At 73.6% G+C, this 21,742-nt stretch carries 22 protein-coding genes and 1 pseudogene; 10 read left to right on the top strand and 13 right to left on the bottom strand.

Annotation, left to right across the window (positions count from 1 at the left end):
• The 5 genes and pseudogenes from ACWEVN_RS14810 to ACWEVN_RS14790 form a co-directional block, all read left to right on the top strand.
• A pseudogene (locus tag ACWEVN_RS14810) lies at positions 1–259 on the top strand (hypothetical protein); the annotation flags it as partial.
• A complete protein-coding gene (locus ACWEVN_RS14805; protein ID WP_452051568.1) occupies positions 256–1,995 on the top strand; it encodes a CocE/NonD family hydrolase in 1,740 nt (579 codons plus the stop codon). The pseudogene ACWEVN_RS14810 and the gene ACWEVN_RS14805, both read left to right, overlap by 4 nt.
• Complete coding sequence (locus ACWEVN_RS14800; protein WP_452051567.1) at positions 1,992–2,468, top strand: nuclear transport factor 2 family protein; 477 nt, start codon at positions 1,992–1,994, stop codon at positions 2,466–2,468. Before ACWEVN_RS14805 ends, ACWEVN_RS14800 begins: the two co-directional genes overlap by 4 nt.
• 22 nt (positions 2,469–2,490) lie before the next feature.
• Positions 2,491–2,805: an NIPSNAP family protein gene (locus ACWEVN_RS14795; RefSeq protein WP_452051566.1), complete on the top strand. Its 315-nt coding sequence runs from the start codon at positions 2,491–2,493 to the stop codon at positions 2,803–2,805.
• Positions 2,806–2,831: 26 nt separating this feature from the next.
• Positions 2,832–3,737, top strand: coding sequence for an acetamidase/formamidase family protein (locus ACWEVN_RS14790; RefSeq protein ID WP_452051565.1), 906 nt, complete (start codon positions 2,832–2,834; stop codon positions 3,735–3,737).
• Positions 3,738–3,749: 12 nt separating this feature from the next.
• Here the strand turns inward: ACWEVN_RS14790 and ACWEVN_RS14785 are convergent, their stop codons facing one another.
• The 3 genes from ACWEVN_RS14785 to ACWEVN_RS14775 all read right to left on the bottom strand — a co-directional run bounded on the left by ACWEVN_RS14785 (position 3,750) and on the right by ACWEVN_RS14775 (position 6,421).
• On the bottom strand, positions 3,750–5,969 hold the full coding sequence (locus ACWEVN_RS14785) for a heavy metal translocating P-type ATPase (protein WP_452051570.1): 2,220 nt from the start codon (positions 5,967–5,969) through the stop codon (positions 3,750–3,752).
• Between the two features lie 86 nt (positions 5,970–6,055).
• Positions 6,056–6,199, bottom strand: a complete 144-nt coding sequence (locus tag ACWEVN_RS14780; RefSeq protein WP_449680885.1) for a hypothetical protein — start codon at positions 6,197–6,199, stop codon at positions 6,056–6,058.
• Positions 6,200–6,214: 15 nt separating this feature from the next.
• Positions 6,215–6,421: a heavy-metal-associated domain-containing protein gene (locus tag ACWEVN_RS14775; protein ID WP_452051564.1), complete on the bottom strand. Its 207-nt coding sequence runs from the start codon at positions 6,419–6,421 to the stop codon at positions 6,215–6,217.
• Positions 6,422–6,556: 135 nt separating this feature from the next.
• On the opposite strand from ACWEVN_RS14775, the gene ACWEVN_RS14770 reads away from it, so the two are divergent.
• Complete coding sequence (locus ACWEVN_RS14770; protein ID WP_449680883.1) at positions 6,557–7,126, top strand: sigma-70 family RNA polymerase sigma factor; 570 nt, start codon at positions 6,557–6,559, stop codon at positions 7,124–7,126.
• A gap of 1 nt (position 7,127) precedes the next feature.
• Here the strand turns inward: ACWEVN_RS14770 and ACWEVN_RS14765 are convergent, their stop codons facing one another.
• The 6 genes from ACWEVN_RS14765 to ACWEVN_RS14740 form a co-directional block, all read right to left on the bottom strand.
• Complete coding sequence (locus ACWEVN_RS14765; protein WP_452051563.1) at positions 7,128–9,356, bottom strand: heavy metal translocating P-type ATPase; 2,229 nt, start codon at positions 9,354–9,356, stop codon at positions 7,128–7,130.
• Between the two features lie 11 nt (positions 9,357–9,367).
• Positions 9,368–11,278 carry a cytochrome c oxidase assembly protein gene (locus ACWEVN_RS14760; RefSeq protein WP_452051562.1) on the bottom strand — a complete coding sequence of 637 codons (1,911 nt, stop codon included), beginning with the start codon at positions 11,276–11,278 and terminating at the stop codon, positions 9,368–9,370.
• 70 nt (positions 11,279–11,348) lie between these two features.
• The gene (locus ACWEVN_RS14755) at positions 11,349–11,963 is read right to left on the bottom strand and encodes a DUF5134 domain-containing protein (protein WP_449680880.1); all 615 of its coding nucleotides are present in this window, start codon (positions 11,961–11,963) and stop codon (positions 11,349–11,351) included.
• Positions 11,960–13,300, bottom strand: a complete 1,341-nt coding sequence (locus ACWEVN_RS14750) for a PepSY-associated TM helix domain-containing protein (protein WP_452051561.1) — start codon at positions 13,298–13,300, stop codon at positions 11,960–11,962. Before ACWEVN_RS14750 ends, ACWEVN_RS14755 begins: the two co-directional genes overlap by 4 nt.
• A 263-nt stretch (positions 13,301–13,563) precedes the next feature.
• Entirely contained in the window at positions 13,564–13,788 is a 225-nt protein-coding gene (locus tag ACWEVN_RS14745; RefSeq protein ID WP_452051560.1) for a hypothetical protein, read from the bottom strand.
• Positions 13,789–13,861: 73 nt separating this feature from the next.
• Positions 13,862–14,593 (bottom strand): zf-HC2 domain-containing protein, encoded by a 732-nt coding sequence (locus tag ACWEVN_RS14740; protein ID WP_452051559.1) that lies wholly within the window; start codon positions 14,591–14,593, stop codon positions 13,862–13,864.
• A 62-nt stretch (positions 14,594–14,655) separates the two neighbouring features.
• Between ACWEVN_RS14740 and sigC the strand changes: the two genes are divergently transcribed.
• The 3 genes from sigC to ACWEVN_RS14725 all read left to right on the top strand — a co-directional run bounded on the left by sigC (position 14,656) and on the right by ACWEVN_RS14725 (position 16,056).
• Entirely contained in the window at positions 14,656–15,222 is a 567-nt protein-coding gene (sigC, locus tag ACWEVN_RS14735; protein WP_452051558.1) for an RNA polymerase sigma factor SigC, read from the top strand.
• 67 nt (positions 15,223–15,289) lie between these two features.
• Complete coding sequence (locus tag ACWEVN_RS14730; RefSeq protein WP_452051571.1) at positions 15,290–15,526, top strand: hypothetical protein; 237 nt, start codon at positions 15,290–15,292, stop codon at positions 15,524–15,526.
• Complete coding sequence (locus tag ACWEVN_RS14725) at positions 15,451–16,056, top strand: RNA polymerase sigma factor (RefSeq protein WP_452051557.1); 606 nt, start codon at positions 15,451–15,453, stop codon at positions 16,054–16,056. The genes ACWEVN_RS14730 and ACWEVN_RS14725 overlap by 76 nt, the downstream gene beginning before the upstream one ends.
• Here the strand turns inward: ACWEVN_RS14725 and ACWEVN_RS14720 are convergent.
• Entirely contained in the window at positions 15,965–16,420 is a 456-nt protein-coding gene (locus ACWEVN_RS14720) for a hypothetical protein (protein ID WP_452051556.1), read from the bottom strand. The two genes, ACWEVN_RS14725 and ACWEVN_RS14720, sit on opposite strands and share 92 nt — an antisense overlap.
• Positions 16,421–16,560: 140 nt before the next feature.
• On the opposite strand from ACWEVN_RS14720, the gene ACWEVN_RS14715 reads away from it, so the two are divergent.
• The gene (locus ACWEVN_RS14715) at positions 16,561–17,517 is read left to right on the top strand and encodes a helix-turn-helix domain-containing protein (protein WP_452051555.1); all 957 of its coding nucleotides are present in this window, start codon (positions 16,561–16,563) and stop codon (positions 17,515–17,517) included.
• 50 nt (positions 17,518–17,567) lie between these two features.
• On the opposite strand, the gene ACWEVN_RS14710 is transcribed toward ACWEVN_RS14715, so the two are convergent.
• The 3 genes from ACWEVN_RS14710 to ACWEVN_RS14700 form a co-directional block, all read right to left on the bottom strand.
• Positions 17,568–18,296 (bottom strand): D-Ala-D-Ala carboxypeptidase family metallohydrolase, encoded by a 729-nt coding sequence (locus tag ACWEVN_RS14710; protein ID WP_449680872.1) that lies wholly within the window; start codon positions 18,294–18,296, stop codon positions 17,568–17,570.
• 35 nt (positions 18,297–18,331) lie between these two features.
• Complete coding sequence (locus tag ACWEVN_RS14705) at positions 18,332–19,645, bottom strand: GH25 family lysozyme (protein ID WP_452051554.1); 1,314 nt, start codon at positions 19,643–19,645, stop codon at positions 18,332–18,334.
• 360 nt (positions 19,646–20,005) lie between these two features.
• The gene (locus ACWEVN_RS14700; RefSeq protein WP_452051553.1) at positions 20,006–21,697 is read right to left on the bottom strand and encodes an alpha/beta fold hydrolase; all 1,692 of its coding nucleotides are present in this window, start codon (positions 21,695–21,697) and stop codon (positions 20,006–20,008) included.
• Positions 21,698–21,742: the final 45 nt, after the last annotated feature.

Genomic DNA, 21,742 nt, shown 5'->3' with positions numbered 1-21,742 from the left:
CTGCCAGCCGGCGGAATCCATCGCGTCGCGGAACCGCTTGAAGAACGGCCACAGGACGTTCTGCTCCCACGCCTTGCTGTCCTGGCCGGCCGCGGCGCTGGGCGCCTACGAGGCGGACCGGATCCCCCGGTACGCCCGTGCCGCGGAACTCTCGGCGGCCGTGGAGCACGCCCCCACGCCGCAGGGGTTCGCGCGGCACTACGCCGCGTTCAGCCACTGGATGCTCACCTCGTCCGCCGGGAACCCGGTGCCGGCATGAGGTTCACGGTGGAGGTGGACGTGCCGGTGCCGATGCGCGACGGCGTCGCGCTCGCCACCAACGTGTGGCTCCCGGACGGGCCCGGGCCGTTCCCGGCGCTGCTGGTCCGCACGCCCTACGGCAAGGATGACGCCGGACTGTACGGCAATCCGAAGCTCCCCGACGTGTTCGCCCTCGTCGAAGCGGGGTACGCCGTGGTGGCGCAGGACGTCCGGGGCACGTCCCGCTCCCCCGGGACGTTCGTGCCGCACGCCCACGAGGGCCCGGACAGCGTCGACACCCTCGCCTGGCTGGCCGCGCAGCCGTGGTGTGACGGTGCGATCGGCATGTGGGGCGGGTCGTACCTGGGGTTCAGCCAGTGGCAGGCCGCCGCGCGGAACGTTCCGGCGCTGCGGGCGATCGCGCCGGTGATGACCTCCGCCGATCCGTACGCGGCGCCGTGGCGCTCCCCCGGCGGCGCGCTGTCCCAGGACGCGGTCCTGACCTGGGCCACCCTCTCGGCCCTGCGCACCCTGCAGCGGGGACGCGACGAAGGGCGCGGTGACGCCGGGACACTGCTGTCCGGCCTGGCCGAGCCGCGGTCGCTGCACGAGCCGTTGCCGATCGCCGACCGCGCCGCGGTGGCCCGATCGCTGCCCTGGCTCGGCGACGTGCTCGCCCACCCGGAACGGGACGCCTTCTGGCAGGAGATCGCGGCGACCGACCACGGCGAGCGGATCACCGTCCCGGCGCTCCACATCGGAGGGTGGTACGACGTGTTCATCCATGAAACCGTGCGGTCGTACCGGATGCTGCGCCGCCGCGCCGGCAGCGCCGCCGCCCGCGACGGCCAGCGGCTGATCATCGGCCCCTGGTCCCACCCCGACGGCACCGACCTCGGCACCTACCCCGACCGGTCGTTCGGGCTCGCCGGCAGCATCAAGACCGCCGGCGTCACCGAAGCGCACCTGCGGTTCTTCGACCGCTGGGTCCGCGGCCGCGAGCTGCCCGACGACCCCCACCGGGTCCGGATCTTCGTCATGGGAACCGACGAATGGCGCGACGAGCCGGACTGGCCGCTGCCGGACACCCGCTACACCGACTTCTTCCTCGACGGCGGCGGACGCGCCAACACCGCCGGCGGCGACGGTGTCCTGACGTCCGACGCCCCGGCCGGGAACGCCACCGACACGTTTCGCTACGACCCGCGCGATCCGGTGCCCAGCCTGGGCGGCACCGTGCTCGCCGCCGCGCCGGGGGCCTACCCCGGACCGGCCGATCAGGCCGCGGTCGAAGCGCGCGAGGACGTCCTGTGCTTCACCACCCCGGTGATCGAGCGCCCGGTCGAGGTCGTCGGGCACGTCACCCTGGTGCTGCACATCCGATCGTCCACACCGGACACCGACTTCACCGGCAAGCTCGTCGACGTGCACCCCGACGGCCGGGCGATCCTGCTGTGCGAAGGCATCCAGCGCGTCCGCTACCGCGAGTCCCTCACCGAACCGGTGCTCCTCGCGCCGGGCACGGACGCCGAACTGACTCTCGACCTGGGCGTCACGGCGAACGTCTTCCGGCCGGGGCACCGCATCCGGCTCGAGGTGGCCGGCAGCAACTTCCCCCGTTACGACCGCAACACCAACACCGGCGCGGCGATCGCCACCGACGGCGCCGACGACGTGGTGGTCGCCGTCAACCACGTCCACCACGGCCCCGCGCACCCCAGCCGGCTGGTCCTGCCGGTGGTCGAACGCCCATGAACGCCCTGCAGGAACTCCTCGACCGCGCGGCCATCGCCGACGTCGTCGCCAATCTCGCCCACGCCCAGGACGACCGCGACTGGGCCACCTTCCGGCGGCTGTTCGCCGACGAGGTGACGCTGGACCTGTCGACGCACTACCACGGCCGCCCGCCGACGACCGTGACCGCCGATGCCCTGGCCGAACTGGCCCGCGCGACCCTGGAGGGTTTCGACAGCACCCACCACACCGCCACCGGCCTCGTCGTGGACTCGTCCGGCGACGACGCGACATGCCGCGCGCACGTGGTCGCCTACCACCACGTCCCCGCCGAGCCCGGCGTCGTCGACCACTGCACGATGCGCGGCCGCTGGGAGCTGGAGCTGCGCAAGCTCGGCGGGCGGTGGCTCATCTGCCACTGGACCGTCCTGCGCACCGCGCCCTGGGACGGCTCCCCCGACGTCTACGCCCTCGCCGCCGCCCGCCGCTCTTGATCGCCCCCGAGGAGGACCGCCGATGTTCTACGAGATCCGCACCGAGCACGCCCGCCCCGGCCGCGGCCGGGAACTCGCCCGCTACCTGGACGAGACCGTCATCCCCCTCCACCGGGAACGGGGGATGGAGGTGGTGGGCTCGTTCACCGTGGCCGGCGACGAGGACGCCGTCGTCTGGATCCGGCGCTTCGCCGGCGACGCCGACCGCGAACGTATCCTGGACGCCGTCCACCGGGATCCCCGGTGCGCGGCCCTGGCCGAGACCGTCGCCGCGCTGACCGGGGAGCCCGCGTCCACGGTGCGCCTGGTACCGACCGCCGGGTCCCGGCTTCGCTGAACATCCTTATCCGGAAAGGAAAAACCGTGGCCGAGTACCGGCTTCCCGCGACGCGGGAGACCACAGTGGACGTCCTCGACCGGGCCACCCCGCCCGTGCTGACCGTCGATCCGGGCGACTCCGTCCTGGTCGAATCGCTCGACGCCGCCGGCTACCTGGACCGCCGGGTCGATGGCCCGGCGAGGTACCCGCAGCGGCGCGGGCACTGCCTGACCGGGCCGATCGCGGTGCGCGGCGCCGAGCCGGGCATGGTCCTGGGCGTGCACTTCAGGTCGATCACGCCCGGCGACTGGGGCTGGACCACCGCCGGGGTGAAGGACACCGCGCTCAACCGCAGGCTCGGCGTCGCCGACGGCCCGGCGACGGCGCTGACGTGGGACATCCACGGCGACACCGCGACCAGCAACCTCGGCCACACCGTCGGCATCGCGCCCTTCCTCGGTGTCGTCGGCGTGCCCCCGGCCGAGCCGGGACCGCACTCGACCATCCCGCCGCGGGCGCTCGGCGGCGGCAACCTCGACTGCCGGGACCTCGTCGCCGGGTCGACGTTGTACCTGCCGCTGACCGTGCCCGGTGCGCTGCTGCACCTGGGCGACGGGCACGCGGCCCAGGGCCACGGCGAAGTCGGGGGAACGGCGATCGAGTGCCCGATGACCACCGAGGTGACGCTCACCCTGGCGGCGGACGCGGCGGTCCCGGGCATCCACGCCGAAACCCCCGAGGGCCAGGTCACCTTCGGCTTCGGGGCCGGCCTCGACGAGGCGATGGCCGACGCGCTGGCCACCATGGTGACCTGGCTGCAGCAGCTTCACGACCTCGACCGGGCCACCGCGCTCGCGCTGGCCTCACCGGTCGTCGACCTGCGGATCACCCAGGTCGCCAACGAGACGTGGGGCGTGCACGCCGTCCTCCCGCACGACGCGATCCGCTGAGGGGCATCCGGTTCACAGTCCGCGCGCGACCGGCAGCCCCGGCCGGTCGCCCGCCGGCTGGAACCGGGTCAGGCGCAGGCTGTTCGAGACGACCAGGCAGCTCGACAACGCCATCGCCGCACCCGCGATCATCGGGTTCAGCAGGCCCGCCGCCGCCAGCGGCAACGCGGCGACGTTGTAGGCCAGCGCCCAGAACAGGTTCGCCTTGATCGTCCCCAACGTCCGGCGCGACAGCCGGATCGCGTCGACCGCGGCCATCAGGTCACCGCGGACGAGCGTGAGGTCACCGGCTTCGATCGCGGCGTCGGTTCCGGTGCCCATCGCCAGCCCGAGGTCGGCCGAGGCGAGCGCGGCCGCGTCGTTGACGCCGTCGCCGATCATCGCCACCACGTGGCCCCGCGCCTTGAGGTCGGTGATCACCTCGACCTTCTGCTCCGGGGAGACGTCCGCGATGACCTCGGTGATCCCCGCCTCGCGGGCGATCGCCTGCGCCACGGCCTCGTTGTCGCCGGTGAGCAGGATCGGCGTCAGCCCGAGCCGCCGCAGCTGGAAGATCGCCGCCGACGACGTCGGTTTCACCGTGTCGGCCACCACGAGCACGGCGTGCGCGAAACCGTCCCACGCCAGGATCACCGCGGTGTGCCCGGCCTGCTCGGCCTTCTGCTTCACGGCCAGCAGCGCCTTCGGCAGCCGCACCGAAAGGCGGTGCATCAGCTCGGGCCGGCCGACGACGACGCGGTGCCCGTCGACCCGGCCCAGCACCCCGTACCCGGCGACGTTGCGGAACTCCCGCACCTCCCCCACCGAACCGAACCGGCGGAGCGCGGCGGACACCACGGCGTCGGCGATCGGGTGCTCGGAGGCGTTTTCGAGCGCTCCGGCCAGCTGCAACGCCAGGTCCGAGGGGACGCCGTCGACCGTGCGGACGGCGACCAGGCTCATCTTGCCCGTGGTCACGGTGCCGGTCTTGTCGAGCACCACGGTGTCGACGCGGCGGGTCGACTCCAGCATCTCCGGCCCTTTGACCAGGACGCCGAGCTGGGCGCCGCGGCCGGTGCCGACCAGCAGCGCCGTCGGCGTCGCCAGGCCGAGCGCACACGGGCAGGCGATGATCAGCACCGCGACCGCGGCGGTGAACGCCACCGCGGTGTCCGCGCCCGTCCCGAGCCAGAACCCCAGGGTGGCCAGGGAAAGCGCCATGACCACGGGGACGAACACGGCGGACACGCGGTCGGCCAGCCGCTGCACGTCGGCCTTGCCGCTCTGGGCGCGTTCGACCATCGCCGCGATCCGGGCCAGCCGGGTGTCCGCACCGACGCGCGTCGCCCGCACGACCAGGCGGCCGCTCATGCTGACCGTGGCGCCCACGACGGGGGTGCCGGCGGACACCTCGACCGGGACGGCCTCCCCGGTCACCAAGCTCAGGTCGACCGCGGAGTCGCCTTCCTCGACGACGCCGTCGGTGGCGATCTTTTCGCCGGGCCGGACCACGAACCGCTCGCCGACCCGCAGCTGCTCGATCGGGACCCGCTCTTCACGGCCGTCTCGCAGTACCGACACCGACTTCGCGCCGAGGTCCAGCAGCGCGCGCAGGGCCGCGCCGGCCCGGCGCCGGGACCGGGACTCGAAGAACCGGCCCGCGAGGATGAACAGGGTGACGCCGGTGGCGACCTCGAAGTAGATGCCGTCGAGGTTGTGGTCGGCGGCCAGGGTCAGGGCGAACTCGTGCCGCATCCCGATCACGCCCGCGCCGCCGAAGAACAGCGCGTAGAGCGACCAGAGGAAGGCCGCGGCGACCCCCATCGACACCAGCGTGTCCATGGTCGCGGTGGCGTGGCGCAGGTTGGTCCACGCCGCGCGGTGCAGCGGCCACGCACCCCAGACGACGACCGGAGTGGCCAGCACCAGCGACACCCATTGCCACGCGGGGAACTGCAGCGCGGGCACCATCGCGAGGACGATCACCGGCACGCTCAGGACGGCCGAGCCGAGCAGCCGCTGCCGCAGCAGATCCGGTGCCGCCGCAGCGGGCTCGGCGGCCTCCGGTTCCGGCGGAGCGGGCGGCTGCGCGGTGTACCCGGCGGCCTCGATCGCGCGGACGATGTCGTCGACGGTCAGCGCCGCCGGCACCGAGACCAGCGCTTTTTCGGTGGCGTAGTTGACCGACGCCTCGACACCGTCCAGCCGATTGAGCTTGCGCTCGATCCGCGCCGCGCACGACCCGCAGGTCATGCCGCCGATGACGAGTTCGATCTCCGTGCCCGGCACGACCGGCACCGGCGGGGCCGGAGCGGGCCGCACAGGAGGCGAGGCGGGCGCTACGGGGTGCCGGGCAGGTGCATGGAGGGCGTGGATGGGGCGGGTGACGGGCTCGGGCCGACGAGGCTGCCCAGCAGCCACGCCAGACCGAACACCAGTCCCAGCACCAGCACGAACCCGCTCACCTTGGCCGAAGTCGGCATGACGGCCTCTCTCGTTCATCGGACGAGCTGGTAGCCCGCGACCTGGACGGCGCCCTCGACCTGCTCCAGCGCCAGCACGCCCTCGCTGGTCACCAGGACGCGGCCCGAGCTCAGGTCGACCTCGACGTCACGGACCCCCGGCAGCTCGCCGACCTCCTCCTTGACCGACGCGACGCAGTGTCCGCACGTCATTCCCGTCACCACGTATGTGCTCTGGGTCATCGTCACACCTTCCGGGCCCGTGGCCGTCTCCTGACGAGGCAGTGGCCTCGTTGCAGCAGAGGTCGGCCCGGACGGCGGAATGGTTCCCGTGATTTCTTTTTGAACCATCCCGGCTCGAGCCGCGTAGTAGCCGGTGTGAGGCCACAGTCATCGGATGACGCCGACATCACCCACTGGGCCCGGCTCGCCGGCCGCGGCGATCGGGTTGCGCTCGAGCGGTTCCTGCGGGCGACCCAGCCGCACGTCTGGCGGTTCGTCGCCGGCCTGAGCGACCCCCAGTCCGCCGACGACCTGACCCAGGAAACCTACCTGCGCGCGCTGGGCAGCCTCGGCCGCTTCCGCGCGGAATCCTCGGCGCGGACGTGGCTGCTGAGCATCGCCCGCCGCGTCGTGGCCGACCACATCCGCGCCGCCCAGGCCCGCCCCCGCCCGGCGACCCTGGCCGACTGGCGGGTCGACGCGGGCCGGACCACCGAACGCACCGCGTTCGAAGAACGCGTCCTGCTCGACCACCTCGTCGCCGCCCTCGAACCCGACCGGCGGGACGCGTTCGTGCTCACCCAGACCCTGGGACTGTCCTATGCGGACGCCGCCGAGATCATCGGCTGCCCGGTCGGCACGGTCCGCTCCCGGGTCGCCCGGGCCCGCGACGACCTCGCGGCGGCGATGCGCGACACGACCGTGCGGCGGACCGCCGCCGGGTGAGTCACCCCTCCCGCTCCCCGGAACCGCCGAACGAACGCAGCCGCAGGCTGTTGGACACCACCAGCACCGAGGACAGCGACATGGCCGCGCCGGCGATGAGGGGGTTGAGCAGGCCGAGGGCCGCCAGCGGCAGTGCGGCCACGTTGTAGCCGAACGCCCAGGCCAGGTTGCCGCGGATGATCCGCAGCGTCCGGTCGGCGAGCCGGATCGCGTCCGGCACCACCCGCAGGTCCTCGCGCACCAGCACCAGGTCGGCCGAGCGCAACGCGATGTCGCTGCCGCGGGCCATCGCCATCCCGAGGTCGGCGGTGGCCAGGGCCGGGGCGTCGTTGATGCCGTCGCCCACCATCGCGACCCGGGCGCCGGTGGCCCGTAGCTCCTCGATCGCGCGGGCCTTGTCCGCGGGCAGGACCCCGGCGCGGACCTCGTCGACGCCGATCTCGGCCGCCACCGCCTGCGCCGCGACCTCGTGGTCGCCGGTGAGCAGCACCGTCCGCAGGCCCTGGGCGCGCAACGCGGCGACCGCGGCCGCGGCGGACGGCTTGACGACGTCGCGGACCTCGATCAGCCCGAGGGGTTCGCCGTCGACCGCGACCAGCACCGGCACGGCCACCCCGGCGGGCGTCCCGAACTCCGAGGGGATGCCTCGTTCGCCGAACAGCCGCGGGCTGCCGACGAGGACGACGTGACCGTCCACAGTGGCCTCGGCGCCCAGACCGGGAAGAGCGGTGAACTCGGAAATTCCGGGAAGCGACGGGAGTTCGGCTCGGGCGGCGCCGACGATGGCGGCCGCGATCGCGTGCTCGGAACCCGACTCGACCGCGCCGGCGAACCACAGCAGGTCGCCTCGGGTGCGGCCGGGCGCCGGGCGGCACGCGGTGACGGTCATCCGGCCGGTGGTCACCGTGCCGGTCTTGTCCAGCACGACGGTGTCGACCTTCCGGCTCGCTTCGAGGGCGTCCGGGCCCTTGATCAGGATGCCCAGCTGCGCGCCGCGGCCGACTCCGGCCAGCAACGCCGTCGGCGTCGCCAGGCCCAGTGCGCACGGGCAGGCGATGATCAGCACCGACACCGCCGCGGTGAAGGCGGCCCGGCCCGGGTGCCCGGTGAGCAGCCACGCGCCGAGGGTCGAAGCCGCCAGGACGAGGACGACGGGGACGAACACCGCGCAGATCCGGTCGACCAGCCGCTGCACGGACGCCTTGCGCGCTTGGGCGTGCTCGGCGAGCGCGGTCATCTGCGCGAGCTGGGTGTGGGTGCCCACGGCCGTCGCGCGGACCACCAGCCGTCCTTCGCGGTTCACCGACGCGCCGATCACGCGGTCACCCGGGGCCACCTCCGCGGGCACCGGCTCCCCCGTGACCGCGCTGACGTCCACAGTGGATCGTCCACTTTCGACGATGCCGTCGGCGGCGAACGCCTCCCCCGGCTTCACCACGAACCGGTCGCCGACGGCCAGCTCCCCCACCGGGACCAGCGCCTCGACGCCGTCGCGCAGGACGCGCACCTCCTTGGCGGCGAGGGCGTCGAGCGCGGCCAGCAGCCCGGCGGCGGTGCGCCGGGACCGGCTCTCGAAGTAGCGCCCGGCCAGCAGGAACGTCGTCACGCCCGCGGCGACGTCGAGGTAGATCGCGTCCGCGCCGGCCGCGGTCGGGCCGAACCCGACCCAGTACCCCGGTTCGTGGTCGCCGAACACCGTCGCCCAGGCCGACCAGCCGAAGGACGCCAGCACCCCGAGCGACACCAGGGTGTCCATATTGGACGACCGGTGCCGCAGGTTCCGCAGCGCCGCCCGGTGGAACGGCAGCGCCGCCCAGAACACCACCGGCACCGCGAGCGCGAGGCACAGCCACGGCCAGCCGGGGAACCGCAGCGACGGCACCAGCGCCAGGGTGATCGACAGGTTGCCCAGGGGCACGGCCAGCAACGCCGCGACGAACAGCCGCCGACGCAGGTCACGCACCCGGGTCAGGGTGAGGTCCTCGTCGTCCTCGCCACGGACGCGCGCGCCGTAACCCGCCTTGCGGATGCGCTCGACCAGCAGGTCGTCGCCGACCGCGGCGGGGACCTGCACGGTGGCGCGCTCGGTCGCGTAGTTGACCGACGCGCGGACGCCGTCGACTTTGTTCAGGGTGCGTTCGACCCGCGCCGAGCAGGCGGCACAGGTCATTCCGGTCACGGCCAGCTCGACCGTCCGGACCTCCCCGGCGACCGGGGTGGTGGTGGACATGCGGGTTCTCCTCAGTTTCTGCGGGCCGCGAGCTCGGCGAGCATCGCGTTGTAGGCGTCGAAGTCGCCCTCGCCGTGACGGTCGGCGCGGCGGGCCTTGCGTTCGTCGTCGCGCGCCCACTGCACGAGCAGCGCGACGACCAGCACCACCATCGGGATTTCCCCGCTCGCCCAGGCGATCCCGCCGCCGAGCCGCTGATCGGCCAGGAGGTCGCCGGCCCACGGCAGGGCGAGGTAGTGGTAGTAGGTGGCGGCGATCAGGGTCTGCTTGCTCATCAGGAGCACGCCGAAGAAGGCGTGGAACGGCATCACCGCGAAGAGCATCCCGAGCCGGGCCAGGTGCGGCAGCGGCCGCGGCGTCCGGTCGGCGCCGACCGCGACCCACGCGAACAGGTAACCCGTCCCCAGGAAGTGCAGCTTCATCAGCTGGTGCGCCCAGTGGTAGAGCATCGCCTGGCCGAACAGGTCCGAAAAGTACAGCGCGTAGAACGATCCGGTAAACAGGATCGCCGCGACCGCCGGGTGCGCGAAGAAGCGCGTGACCGGGGCGTGCAGCAGCGCGACCACCCACTCGCGGGCACCGGGGACGTCGCCGCGGGCCGGAAGGGCGCGCAGGGCGAGCGTGACCGGCCCGCCGAGCACCAGCAGCACCGGTACGAACATGTTCAGCGCCATGTGCGTCGCCATGTGCAGGCTGAACGTCCCCGGCGCGTAGACCCCGAGGCCGGACGACGTGCCGGCCACGACGATCGCCCACCCGGCGAGCCAGGCCGCCACGCGGCCGGGCGGCCAGTGGTCACCGCGGCGCCGCAGCCGCCGGACGCCGAGCAGGTAGGCCGTCACCGCGATCAGGGCGAGCGGGGCGAACAGGAGGTCCGGCCGCCAGTCCCCGAGCAGCCGGGCCAGGGTCCGGGGCGCGTCGAGGTCGTAGCCGAGGACGGTTTCCTGCACGGTCGCCGGGTGGTTCACGAACGACGGCGGCACGAGCAGGGTCAGCGCCGCCGAGCCGCCGGTGCCCAGGGCCAGCAGGAGCAGTTCCGCCACGGCCGGCCGGAAACCCGTCTGGCGCCGGCGCCACGCGGCGATGCCGAACCCGGCGGCGAGCAGCAGGACGGTCTCGACCGCGAGGACGAGCCCGTAGCGGCTCACCAGCCCGTCGGGGCGGGCGAGTGCGAAGCCGGAAACCACGCCCGACACGGCCGTCACCACGAAGCAGGTCAGCGACAGGCGGTGGTAGCGCCGCAGGACGAGATCCGCGGGTCCGCGGCGAAGCCGGGCCAGCAGGGCCACCGACGCACCGAGCCACGCGCTCGCGGCGAGCACGTGCCAGAACATCGCGTTGGTCGCGATGTCGTGCCCGGCGCCGACGGAGACGTGTCCCACGGCCACCAGGGGCAGCAACCCCACTCCGGCGACCGCTGCCGCGGCGACGACCGTGCGCCAGGCCATCGCCGGCCACGCCAGCGCCGTCGCCACCGCCGCCGCGGCCACGACGCACAGCCAGGCCTTCGGTTCTTCGGTGGCGCTGAAGGTCGGCAGGAACACCTCGGGCCGCAGGACGCGGGACACCGGCAGGCCCGCGGCGACCGCCGTCGAGAACGGCACCGCGACCACCGCGGCGGCCAGCCAGCAGGCCGCACAGCCCGCGGCGAACCGGCTCGCCCCGAAGGCGTCCGCCGACAACGAGCCGCCCCGGCGGCCCGGCGCCACGAACGCGGCGAACACCAGGCCGCCGAAGCAGCCGGCCGCGGCCGCGTCGGCGGCGAACCGGACGACCGCGAACCCGTAGGTGGTCAACGGCCCGGGATCGGCGTTGCCCACGGGCGCGTAAACATCGCCCGCGGTGGCGACGACGAGCAGCACCAGGGCGAGCCCGGCCACCACCGCCGTCACGACCGCGGCGCGGAACCGGGACGTCGTCACCCCTCAGCCGTCGGACCGGACCCGGCCGCGGTTCCCGCGGGTGAGCCAGCCCACAGTCCACTGAGGACGATCAGGCCATGGTCAGCAGCATCAGCGCCATGCCCAGCGCCATCACGCCGTTCGCGCCGCTGCCGAGGCTGCGCAGCGGCGGCCGGGACACCCGCGCCTCGTCGATCGCCCGGGCCAGGAACACCAGCCCGGCCACGGCGAACACGACCACGAGCACCAGCGCGACGGTCGTGACGTCCGCGGGCGTGCTCCCGGCGGCGCCGGACACGGCCATCGCCATCCCGGCGTGGCCCGGCATCTCCATCGTCCCGCCGGGCCCGGCCATCCCGGCCATCGCCCGCGGCATCACGAACACCATCCACGCCATCGCCGCCATCATCACGACGTGGTAAAGCGCCGCCCGGCGGCCGCCGTGGTCCCCGTGTGCCGCCCCGGTGACCACGGTGACGGCGAACCACAGCGCCGCGAGGGCGAAGAACACCGTCTGCGGCCAGCGGGCGAAGCTCATCGTCGCCGGCCACGCCATCGCGACCATCGCCACGCACATCACGACGTGCAGCACGTCGCCGGCGCGCTCCCCCGCGGTCCGGTCCTGCAGGCACCGGTAGGCGCAGAACGCCCCGGTCAGCGCGAACAGGGCCGTCACGATCCAGCGCAGGCCTTCCGCGGTGATCATGCCGCCACCTTCCGCCGCCGGGCCTCGAGCAGGCCGTCCACGATGAGGAAACCCAGCAGCGACAGGCCGAACAGCGGCAGGTAGTAGCCGACGACGGCGACCACAACCAGCGCCGGGGCCAGCGCCCGCCCGGGGATCTTCCGCCACGTGGCCCGGGCCGGTGGCCGTCCGGCGCGGGCTTCCCCGCGCGTCGGCCGGCGCAGCCACCACATCCGGTAGCCCCAGCCGATCACCGCGATCAGCGCGACCGCCAGCAGCGTCAGCACGATCTGGTTCCAGATGCCGAAGAGGAAGCCCATGTGGGCGTCGATTCCCCATTTGCTCAGCTTTGCCGCGAAGTTGTAGTCGGCGAACCGCAGCGTGTCGGTGACGGTCCCGGTCGCCGGGTCGACAGCCATCGAATCGGCCCGCGTCGGCCAGCTGCGGCCCGTCTGCGCCACGACATAGCCCTTGCCGGGCCCGGCCGGCGGCCGCACTTCGACCGGCCCGGTCAGCCCGGCCTGCACCGTCGCTTCGCGAGCGCCGTCGAAACCGATGTCCCGGCCGCTCGACGCGGGCACGGTCGCGGACACCGACGGAGTGGTCCAGTCCAGCTGCGTACGCAACTCGCTGATGCTGTTCCCGGCGTACTCCGACCACGTCAGGCCGGTGGCCGAGAGGAACAGCAGCCCGATCGCCAGGACCAAACCGGTCCGGCCGTGCCAGGTCAGCAATTTGGCGCGCCGGCTGGCGGCGGCGGCCCGCTTGCGGCGGACCCGCCCGAACCAGAGCGCGAGCCCGGCCAGCACGACCCCCCAGAGCCAGCTGGCCGCGAGTTCGCTGTACAGCCGCCCGAAATCGCCGAGGTGCAGGCTGCGGTGCAGGACGTCGATCCAGGCGCGCACCGGCATCGCCTGGCCGGAGCCGTAGGTTTCCAGCTGGCCGCGGACGTCCCCGGTGTGCGGGTCGACGAAGACCGTCCAGTGGAAGCTGGGTTCGAGGCCGGGGCGGTCGAAGATCACCTGGGTCGTGTCGGTCGGGGTGGGGCCGGGACGGACGCCGGTGAGGGTGCCGTCGGGCACGAGGGCTTTCGCCGTCGCGGCCTGCTGGTCCAGCGGAATCGTGGTGGCCGCGGCCGGGACGTGCAGTTCGTGGTCGTAGACGGCTTGTTCCGCCTGGGGCGCCCAGACGTAGGCGAGCCCGGTGATCGCGGCGATGAGCAGGAACGGCCCGACGAAGACGCCCGCGTAGAAGTGCAGGCGCAGCAGCAGCGGCCGGATCCCGGCCCAGCCGAGCCGAGGTTCGGCCGGGCTTTCCCGCTCCGGCGTGAGCTGTTCCGCGTTCTGGTCGATCGACATCGAGCTCCCTTCAGCCACCGCCCTGGTGAAAGAGTCGGCCCGGGAGCGCCGCTGGTTCCCGGCAACCGGGTGACCCGGCTCACCGCCCCCAGCTCTGGGGAGCCACGGGCCGGCCCGGCGGCGATTTCTTGTCGGGAACTTCGCCCGGCGGGCAGCCGACCACTGGTGCGCGGGGATCACGCGGCCGGGGCCGCTCCGCGCACCAGGGCCGGCGGCGCCAGGGGTTCTTCACTCCTGAGGCTCCCGGATCGCCGCCGGCCCGCTCAGCCCGCCGGGGCGAGCACCGCGTCCAGGACGCCGGATTTCACGTCGGCGACGAGCACCGCCAGCTGTTCGCGGCTCATCTCGATCCGCTGCCCGAAGTCGTCGGTGATCACCACCTCGCGTTCCGCGGGCGCACCGTCGGCCAGGAACAGCTCCGGGCACCCGCAGTTGCACTGGCCGCAGAACGTCGCGACGTGCCGCAGGCCGGAACCAAGCTCGGACATGGTGATCAGCTCCTCGTCGGTCGATCCCCTCACCCGGTAGTCGGCCGGCAGACGCCTTCGGTTCCCGCCGATCTCAGGCCGCGTGGCGGCCGGTGGGTCGCTGCGGAAACCGGCGCCGCTGCGGCCGGTCGCCGGATCCGAGCTCGGGAGCGTCCGAGGCGCTCGTGTCCGCACCGCCCGGCGCCGGGAGGCGGTCGGCCGATGGGGGTGCGGTCTGCCGCGTGTGCTGCCTGCGCACCGCGAACAGCAACGCGACCCCCACGACCACCAGCCCGTGCGACGCCACCCGGTCGAACGCCACCTGCCCGGTCGACAGATCGACCCCCGACACGAGACCGAGCACCACCACGAACCCACCCAGCGCGGGCAGCAACCCCGAAGCGGTCGCCGGGCGCAGCGCGGCCCACAGCAATCCGATCCCCACCGCGACGTTCCAGGCCGCGCTCTCGTTGCCCAGGTGCACCGCCGCGGCGAGGCCGCCATGACCCGCGTGGCCGACGTCCGCGCCCAGCAGCTCGGCCAGCCCGAGGCCGCTCTGCACCAGGGCCACCAGGCCCAGCGCCAGCCGCAGACCCCACCGCTGCGGCTGCGGCGCGGGCACCTCGGCCAGGATGCGGGCCGTCAGGTCGGGGACCTGTGGCGCTTCCCGGACCAGGGTCAGGCGGCGCAACGCCATCGCGCGCTCCTGCCAGGCCCGGCACTCCGGGCACCCGGCCAGGTGCCGGTCGAGCAGTTCGTCCGGCACCGCCGGCTGCTCGCTGTCGATCCGGGCCGAAATCGATTCGCGCAGTTCGGAGCAGTCCACACCCCAATAGTCGCCCACCGGGCGGTCCCGGTTCCCGCGGGTGTCGGCTACCGTGTCCGATCGTGACTTCCGGCAGGGACCGCGACGACGAGCGGATCACCGCGCTCGCCTTGGCCGCCGTCCGCGGCGACCAGGGTGCCTTCGAGGCGTGGGTGCGGGCGACGCAGGCCGACGTGTGGCGCTTCGTGACGCACCTCAGCGACGCGACCACCGCCGACGACCTCACCCAGGAGACCTACGTCCGCGCCGTCACGGCGCTGGCCCGGTTCGCCGGCCGCTCCTCCTCCCGCACCTGGCTGCTGTCCATCGCCCGCCGCGTCGTCGTCGACCACTTCCGCGCCCGCTCGGTCCGCCCGCGCTCGTCCGGCCAGGAGTGGGAAGCCGCCGCCGAAGCCGAGTCCGCCCGCCGCACCGGCCGCGGGTTCGAGGACCTCGTCGAGCTGGGCCTGCTCCTCGACGACCTCGACCCGCAGCGCCGGGAGGCCATCGTGCTCACCCAGGTCCTCGGGTACTCCTACGCCGAAGCCGCCGAGATCTGCGACTGTCCGATCGGGACGGTCCGGTCCCGGGTCGCCCGCGCCCGCGAAGACCTCCTCGCCGCCCGGGACGAACGGGACAACGCCGTCTGAGCCCGTTCTGCGCCACCCGCGGTCGGGAGCCGGGGAACCCGGAAGGCCGGCGGTGGCAAAGAGGGGCATGACATCGTTGCGTGCCGTGGGAGACAGCGATCCGCCGGTGGCCGGGTTGCCGGGGTCGGACGCGGAGCTGGTGGCCGGGAACGCCGAGCAGTTCGGCGTGGTGTTCGATCGGTACGCGGGGGTGCTGCACCGGTACTGCGCCGGCCGGGTCGGGGCGAGGTGGCGGAGGACGTCGTCGCCGACGTGTTCTGCGTGGCGTTCGAGCAGCGGGACCGGTACGACGCCGGCCGGGTGAACGCCCTGCCCTGGTTGTACGGGATCGCGACCAACCTGGTGCGGCGCCGGTGGCGGCAGGAGGTCGCGCGGTACCGCGCCATGGCGAAGGTGGTGCCGCCCCTTGCCGGCGGTGACGAGCCCGCGCAGCGGGCCGTCGAGCGCACCGATGCCGCCGAGTACGTGCGGCTGATCACTTCGGCTCTCGAACGGATGCCGAGCGCGTCGACGTCCAGGACGGCGAACAGGCTGAGCGGAACGCCGTTGTGCTCGGGCCACGGCGTGCCGGGGTCCAGCAACGCCGGACCGCCCCACCTGCCCAGGCCGGCCGCGGGGCGGCCCGGCTGCACCGGACGCAGCCCGAAGCCGGGTTCCGCCAGGGCTGCGACCTGGGTCCCGACGAGCTCGCCCAAGTGCTCGACGCACAGCTCCCGCACCCTCGCGCAGGCTTCCGCGAAGCTCACCGGCGCACCCTCCGGCGGTAGCGGATCAGGCTCGCGACGACCAGGGCGAACAGGACCAGCGCGAGGCCGCCCACCACGAAGGAGATGACGGCGGTGGTGCGGGTGTCGCCGTTGCGCTCGGGGTCTCCGGGGTCGTAGTTGATCTCGAATCTGTCCCCGACGTGGGCGTTGTAGGGAATGGCCCGTTCGGTGTGGTAGGTCCGGGCGCCGACAGTGAAGACCGCGTCGCCGGTGCTGCAGGCGTTGTCCGCTGTCGCGGTGTGGCAGGCGACGACCGTCGCGGTGGCGGACGCGGGCTCGCTGGGCGCCTGCTGCCACTTGACCACGCCGATCGCGAGCAGAGCCACCGCGAGACCGCCGGACAGCACCGCGCCGACGACGAAGGCCGGCCAGTTGAAGCGTTCAGGCCTGCGCCGGGACGGCCCCGGGTGACGCTTGCGGCTCTGGTTCACCGGTCCACGATGTCATGACCCGCTCGCTCCCGGCGGCGCTCCCCCGGGTGGCGTAATCCGTCAGTTTCTGCCCGGAGTGCGCCGCGACGGTGTTAACTTCCGTCCGTCATCCGCTGCCCGAGCGAGGTGTTCGAGTCACAGTGACACTGCACACGGACAAGTTCGCCGCCTACCTGCGCATGCTGAAAGACCGCAGCGGGCAGGGCTATGAACGGCTCGGCAAACAGGCCGGGGCCAGTGGCTCCAGCCTGCACCGGTACTGCTCCGGCAAGAGCGTCCCCGCCGACTACCGCGTCGTCCACTCGTTCGGCAAGGTCTGCGGCGCCTCCCCGGCGGAACTGCGGGAACTGCACCAGCTGTGGGCCCTGGCCGACGCCGGCCGCGTCGACGAAGCCGAGCAGGCCGGGACCGGTGCGGACGCCGCGCCGCCACGCCGGCGGCGCGCCTACGCCGCGATCGCCATCGCGGTCGTGGTGCTGCTGGCGGCCGGTCTGGTCTGGCTCACCGCCGACGCGTCCCCGCCGGCGCCCGGCCGGTACGCCGACCGGACGCTGTTCTCCCCGGGGTGCCAGCCGCCGGTCAGCATGGGGCAGCACGACGAATGCGTCACCGAGGTGCAGAACCTGCTGGTCGCGGCCCAGGGGCGGCTCTCGGTCGACGGCTCGTTCGGACCGGAGACGCTGCGCCGGGTCACCGCGTTCCAGGTGCTGGCGGGCCTGCCCGCCCGCGGGGTGGTCGACGAGGCCACCAAGACCGCGTTGTACGACCGCCGGACCAGCATGGCGACCTGGCCGGCGGCCATGGTGGAGCAGCGGGTCCGGGCCGTGTTCACCGAAGCGCCGGACACCGCGGTCGCCATCGCGCGCTGTGCCTCGTTCCTCGATCCGCTCTGGGTGCTGCCGAACACGAACGGCAGCCGCAACTGGGGCGTCTTCCAGATCTCCGACGCCCGCCTGCTGGAGCTGGGCGGCTCGCCGCGGCAGGCGTTCGACCCCGTCTGGAACATCGACGCGGCGCACCGCCTGTGGAGCGTGCGCCACGACTTCCACGACTGGCCGGCCTGTTCGGCGGCGCTGACGGACCCGAAGCCGCACTGAGCACGGCCGGGCGCCGGGAATCCCCAGGTCCCCCGGCGCCCGCCGCCGGATCAGACGGTGCCGTTCTCCCACCACCACGACCGGCCGAGGTCGGCCCGGCTGTCGACGTGCTGGTGGTCGGTGTTGTAGGTCTCCAGTCCGGAGAACCCGCACGTCTCGGCCTTCTGGTAGACGGTCTTGTTGGCCACGCCCGGCACGTTCAGGTCGGCCGCGGTGCCGTACAGGTGCATGCTGTCGCTCGCGCCGCCGATCTCCGCGTTGTGCGCGATGCTGCGGAACCCGGAGTTCACCGTGATCGGCTTGTTCCCGAGCTTCTTGCGCAGCGCCTCCAGCTTGTACATGCAGCGCCGGGCGTTCTCCTTGGCGGTGGCCGCGCTGACCTTGCCGCCGTTGAAGGTGCCGCTGTCGCGGTCGGTGAACTCGCTGAAGTTGAAGTGGACGGTCGACCCGTCGCTCTGCTCCAGCGCGTTGAGCGCGGCCTGGGTGGCCGGACCGACCTGGGCGTCCGCGCCGAGGCCGTAGGCCGACTGGAACCGGCGGACGGCCGCCGCGGTGCCGGGCCCGAACTCGCCGTCGATCGAGACGCGGCTCTGGGCCGCGTGGTCGGCCGCCCAGCCGGCGACCCGGATCTGGAGCTCGGTGACGTCGGCGCCGGTGCTGCCCTCCTTCAGCGTGCGGGACCACGGGTAGGCCTGGGCGGTGCCGGTCAGCAGCAGCGGGCTCACGGCGGCGGCCGCGCCGAGCACCACCGCGCCGCGGAGCACCGAACGGCGGCTCATGGGAAGACTCATTCTCGTCCTTTCCTAGCGGGGATTCAGCGGTTGGCGAGCTGGTCGAGGTCGGCCTGGGTGCCGTTGAAGACGTCGCCGGTGGCCGGCGCGGGGATGCCGGCGGGGATGGCCGCGTCGGTGTACTGCCACATCAGCCAGGTCTTCGAGCCGGCGGGCAGCGCGGGCTGGGTGACGGACTGCCGGTAGTCCGCGAGCTGCATCGGGTAGGCCGAAAACGCCGTGGTGCCGCCCAGGCACGCGTCCAGGAACGACTTCTGGGTGTAGATGATCGGGGTCCGGCCGAACGCCGCCTGGACCTTGTCCAGCCACGCCTTGGCGTCGGCGACGGTGACGTGCGGCGGGCACCCGCCGGAGCCGTCGTCCTTCCACTCCAGGTCGAACACGGGCGGCAGGTCACCGGCGCGCTTGCCGGTGTAGCCGGTGGCCTTCACGGCGGCGATGAACCGGTCGGCCTGCGCGCCGCCGGTGCCGGCCGCGGTGCCCGTGTAGAAGTGGTAGGGCCCCACGGCCAGGCCGGCGTTGCGCGCGGCGGGCAGGTCGGTGGCCAGGTAGTCGTCGGTGACGTTGAGGCCGCGCGTCGCTTTGACGGTCGCGAACTCGACTCCGGACGCCTTGACCGCGGCCCAGTCGATCGGCGCGCCCCCGGGGTGCTGGTACTTGGCCGTGTCGACGCCGTCGATCGGGTGCCCGGCGGGCTTCGGCGGCGTGCAGTAGGTGTTGCGGCCGGACCAGTCGGTGACCTTCGCCCAGGTGGTGGGCCCAGCGATGCCGTCGGCACTGGCGTTGACGCAGTGCTGGAACTGGATCACCCGGGTGCGGGTGCCGTCGCCGAACTGCCCGTCGATCGTCAGCGGCGGGTAGTGCCCCGGCTCCATGGCGAGGTTGAGCCGGCACTGCAGTTCCTCGACGTCGGTGCCGCTGGAGCCGCTCTGCAGGGTCGGGCGGGCGGTGGACAGGCCGCACACGACGCTCTGCGCGGCGCCGGCGGTCCCTTGGGTGGCGCACTGGCGCGGCCTCGCGGCCCAGGAGTTGAGCGCGGCCCAGGTGTTCGGCCCGATCCGGCCGTCCACGCTCAGGGCGGCGCACTTCTGGAAGACGCGGACCCGCGCGTCGGTCGCCGGGCCGAAGGAGCCGTCCGCGCCGATGGGCGGGTACCGGCTCGCCTTGGTCGCCAGGTTCAGTTCGCACTGCGCCTCGGCGACCGCGGCGCCGGTCGCCCCTTGTTCCAGGGTGGGCCGGCTGGTGGTGTGCCCGCACACCGCACCGGGTTCGGCCGCGACCGCGGCTGCGGCGGGGACCACCAGCAGTACCGCGACGGCCAGAGCGAGTCTTTGCATGGCGAGAAGGCTGGCAGCGGCCGGGCCGCCGATCGCCCTCCGGCGGCCGACCCGGGACGCCGGGACGGTCCCACCCCGCCGGACCAGCGGGAACGCCACTCCCCTGGGACGCGGCGGGGACGCCGGGCCGGCTCAGCCCCGCGGCACGCCGAGGGGTCGACCGGCCGCCGCGACGCCTGCGTACTTCACCTCGGACTGCCGTCGCGGCGGTCCCCGAGTTCGGGGGCGACGGGCGGCCGGGCCGGCGCGGAAATCCTCGCCGGCCGCGTCGCCCGGGACACGCGACGCGGTCCCCGCCGGGCGGCGGGCCACCTGGCCTCCCGCCGCCGCGGCAAGCGACCCCCTCGGAGACGAACCCCGTCAACGCCCGTCGTTGAGCTCCCCGATGCTGCGGCGCACGACGGCACGCAACGCCGGCTCGCGAGTGTCGGCGGCACTGGCCGTCGCCACGTGACCGCCGGTGACCGGGCCGGCCACCGGGAAGACGCGCTCCTCGCCGGGCAGGGGCACGCCCGGGCAGGTGACCGAGCCCGGCCGGGAGTTCGCCGTCAGGAAGACGTTGACCATGCCGTCGACGCACGGGTTGCCGCCCAGGGCGTACTGGCCGTGGAACGCGGCGTCGTCGACCGACACCAGCGGGACCCCGGCGGCGCGGACCGCCGAACGTGCCTGCTCGTAGCCGGTCTGCGGGTCGAACTCACCCTGGACCACCAGCACGTTCGCCGCCGCCTCGGGCGGCAGCCCGGCCAGGGCCTGCCGAGGCCGGTCGGACCAGAACCCGCACGGCTCGGTCAGCCCGTAGGCCCAGCCGAAGATCGGGTACTGCGGGCCCTGCCGGTCGGACAGGCGCCGGTACCAGCCGGCGGACCTGGTCGGCTGGTCTCCGCACGCCACCGCGTAGCGCGTCCCGGAAACCTTGCGGTAGTCCGGTTCCGCCGCCGCCAGCCCGGCGGCGACGTCGGCGCTGGTCAGCTGGGCCAGGCGCTTGCCGAACACGGCCGTCGACCAGGTGTCCAGCTGCCCGGCGAGGGCGGCCGGGGGCTGGACCGGCTTGCCGTCCAGCTCCCCCGCGCCGGCGACGAGCACAGCGGCGACGAGGATCCAGCGGATTTCGTTGCCGTTGCCGACGAACAGGGCGTCGAACTGGTCCGGGGCGACGCCGTGCCCGGCGTAGAACCCGCGCAGCCGCTCGATCTTCTGCTTCACCTCGGCCGGCGAAGCGCCCAGCTGATCGGGGAACTGCCGGGCCAGCCACGGGACGAAGACCTCGTCGGTCTGCCGCTGCCCGATCTTCGGGAACGCCTCGAAGTCGGCCTGGAGCCGGCCTTCGAAGTCGACGCTGGAATCGAGCACCACCTTGCCCGCGCGGTTCGGGAACAACGACGCGTACTTGGCACCGAGCCAGGTGCCGTAGGAGTACCCGAGGTAGTTCAGCTTCTCGTCCCCGAGCAGGGTCCGGATCAGGTCCATGTCGTGCGCGGTCTGCCACGTCGTGACGAACGGCGCGACCGCGTCGCTCTGGCAGGCCTCCGCGATCGCCCGCGGTGTCTTCTGGTGCTCGGCGATGCTCGCCGCCGAGCGGTCCCGCGCGTCGAGCGGGCCCTGCGGCAGCCGTCCCGCCGGGACCTGGCAGACGAACCCGGCGTCGGTGGTCCCTTCGTGCCCGGTGCCGCGCGGGTCCATGCCGATGATGTCGTACCGCTCGTTCACGCTCGGCTCGAGGCCGGCCAGCGCACCCGCGAGGGAACTGCCCTGCCCGCCGGGGCCACCCGGGTTCACCAGCAGTGCGCCGAGGCGCTCGCCCGTTGCCGCGACGCGGCTGACGGACACGCTCAGGTCCACTCCGGAATCCGGGTTCGCCCAGTCCCGCGGCACGGTGATCACCGCGCATTCGGCCGGCTTCGCCCCGGCGGTGACCGGGAACGGGCACGCTCCCCAGGTCACCTGCTGTTCGGCGTAGCGGTCCGGCGTGGCCGCGGCGGCGGTGCCCGCGGGAACCGCCGCCGCCAGCACGACGGTGACCAGAAACCGGCTCGCTGTCTTGTTTTTCACGTGACGCCCCTCGTCCGGGTGAATGATCAACCCGGAGTATGGCGC

Source organism: Amycolatopsis sp. NPDC003861, from assembly GCF_053605405.1.
This window is presented reverse-complemented; position numbering and strand designations above follow the sequence as displayed.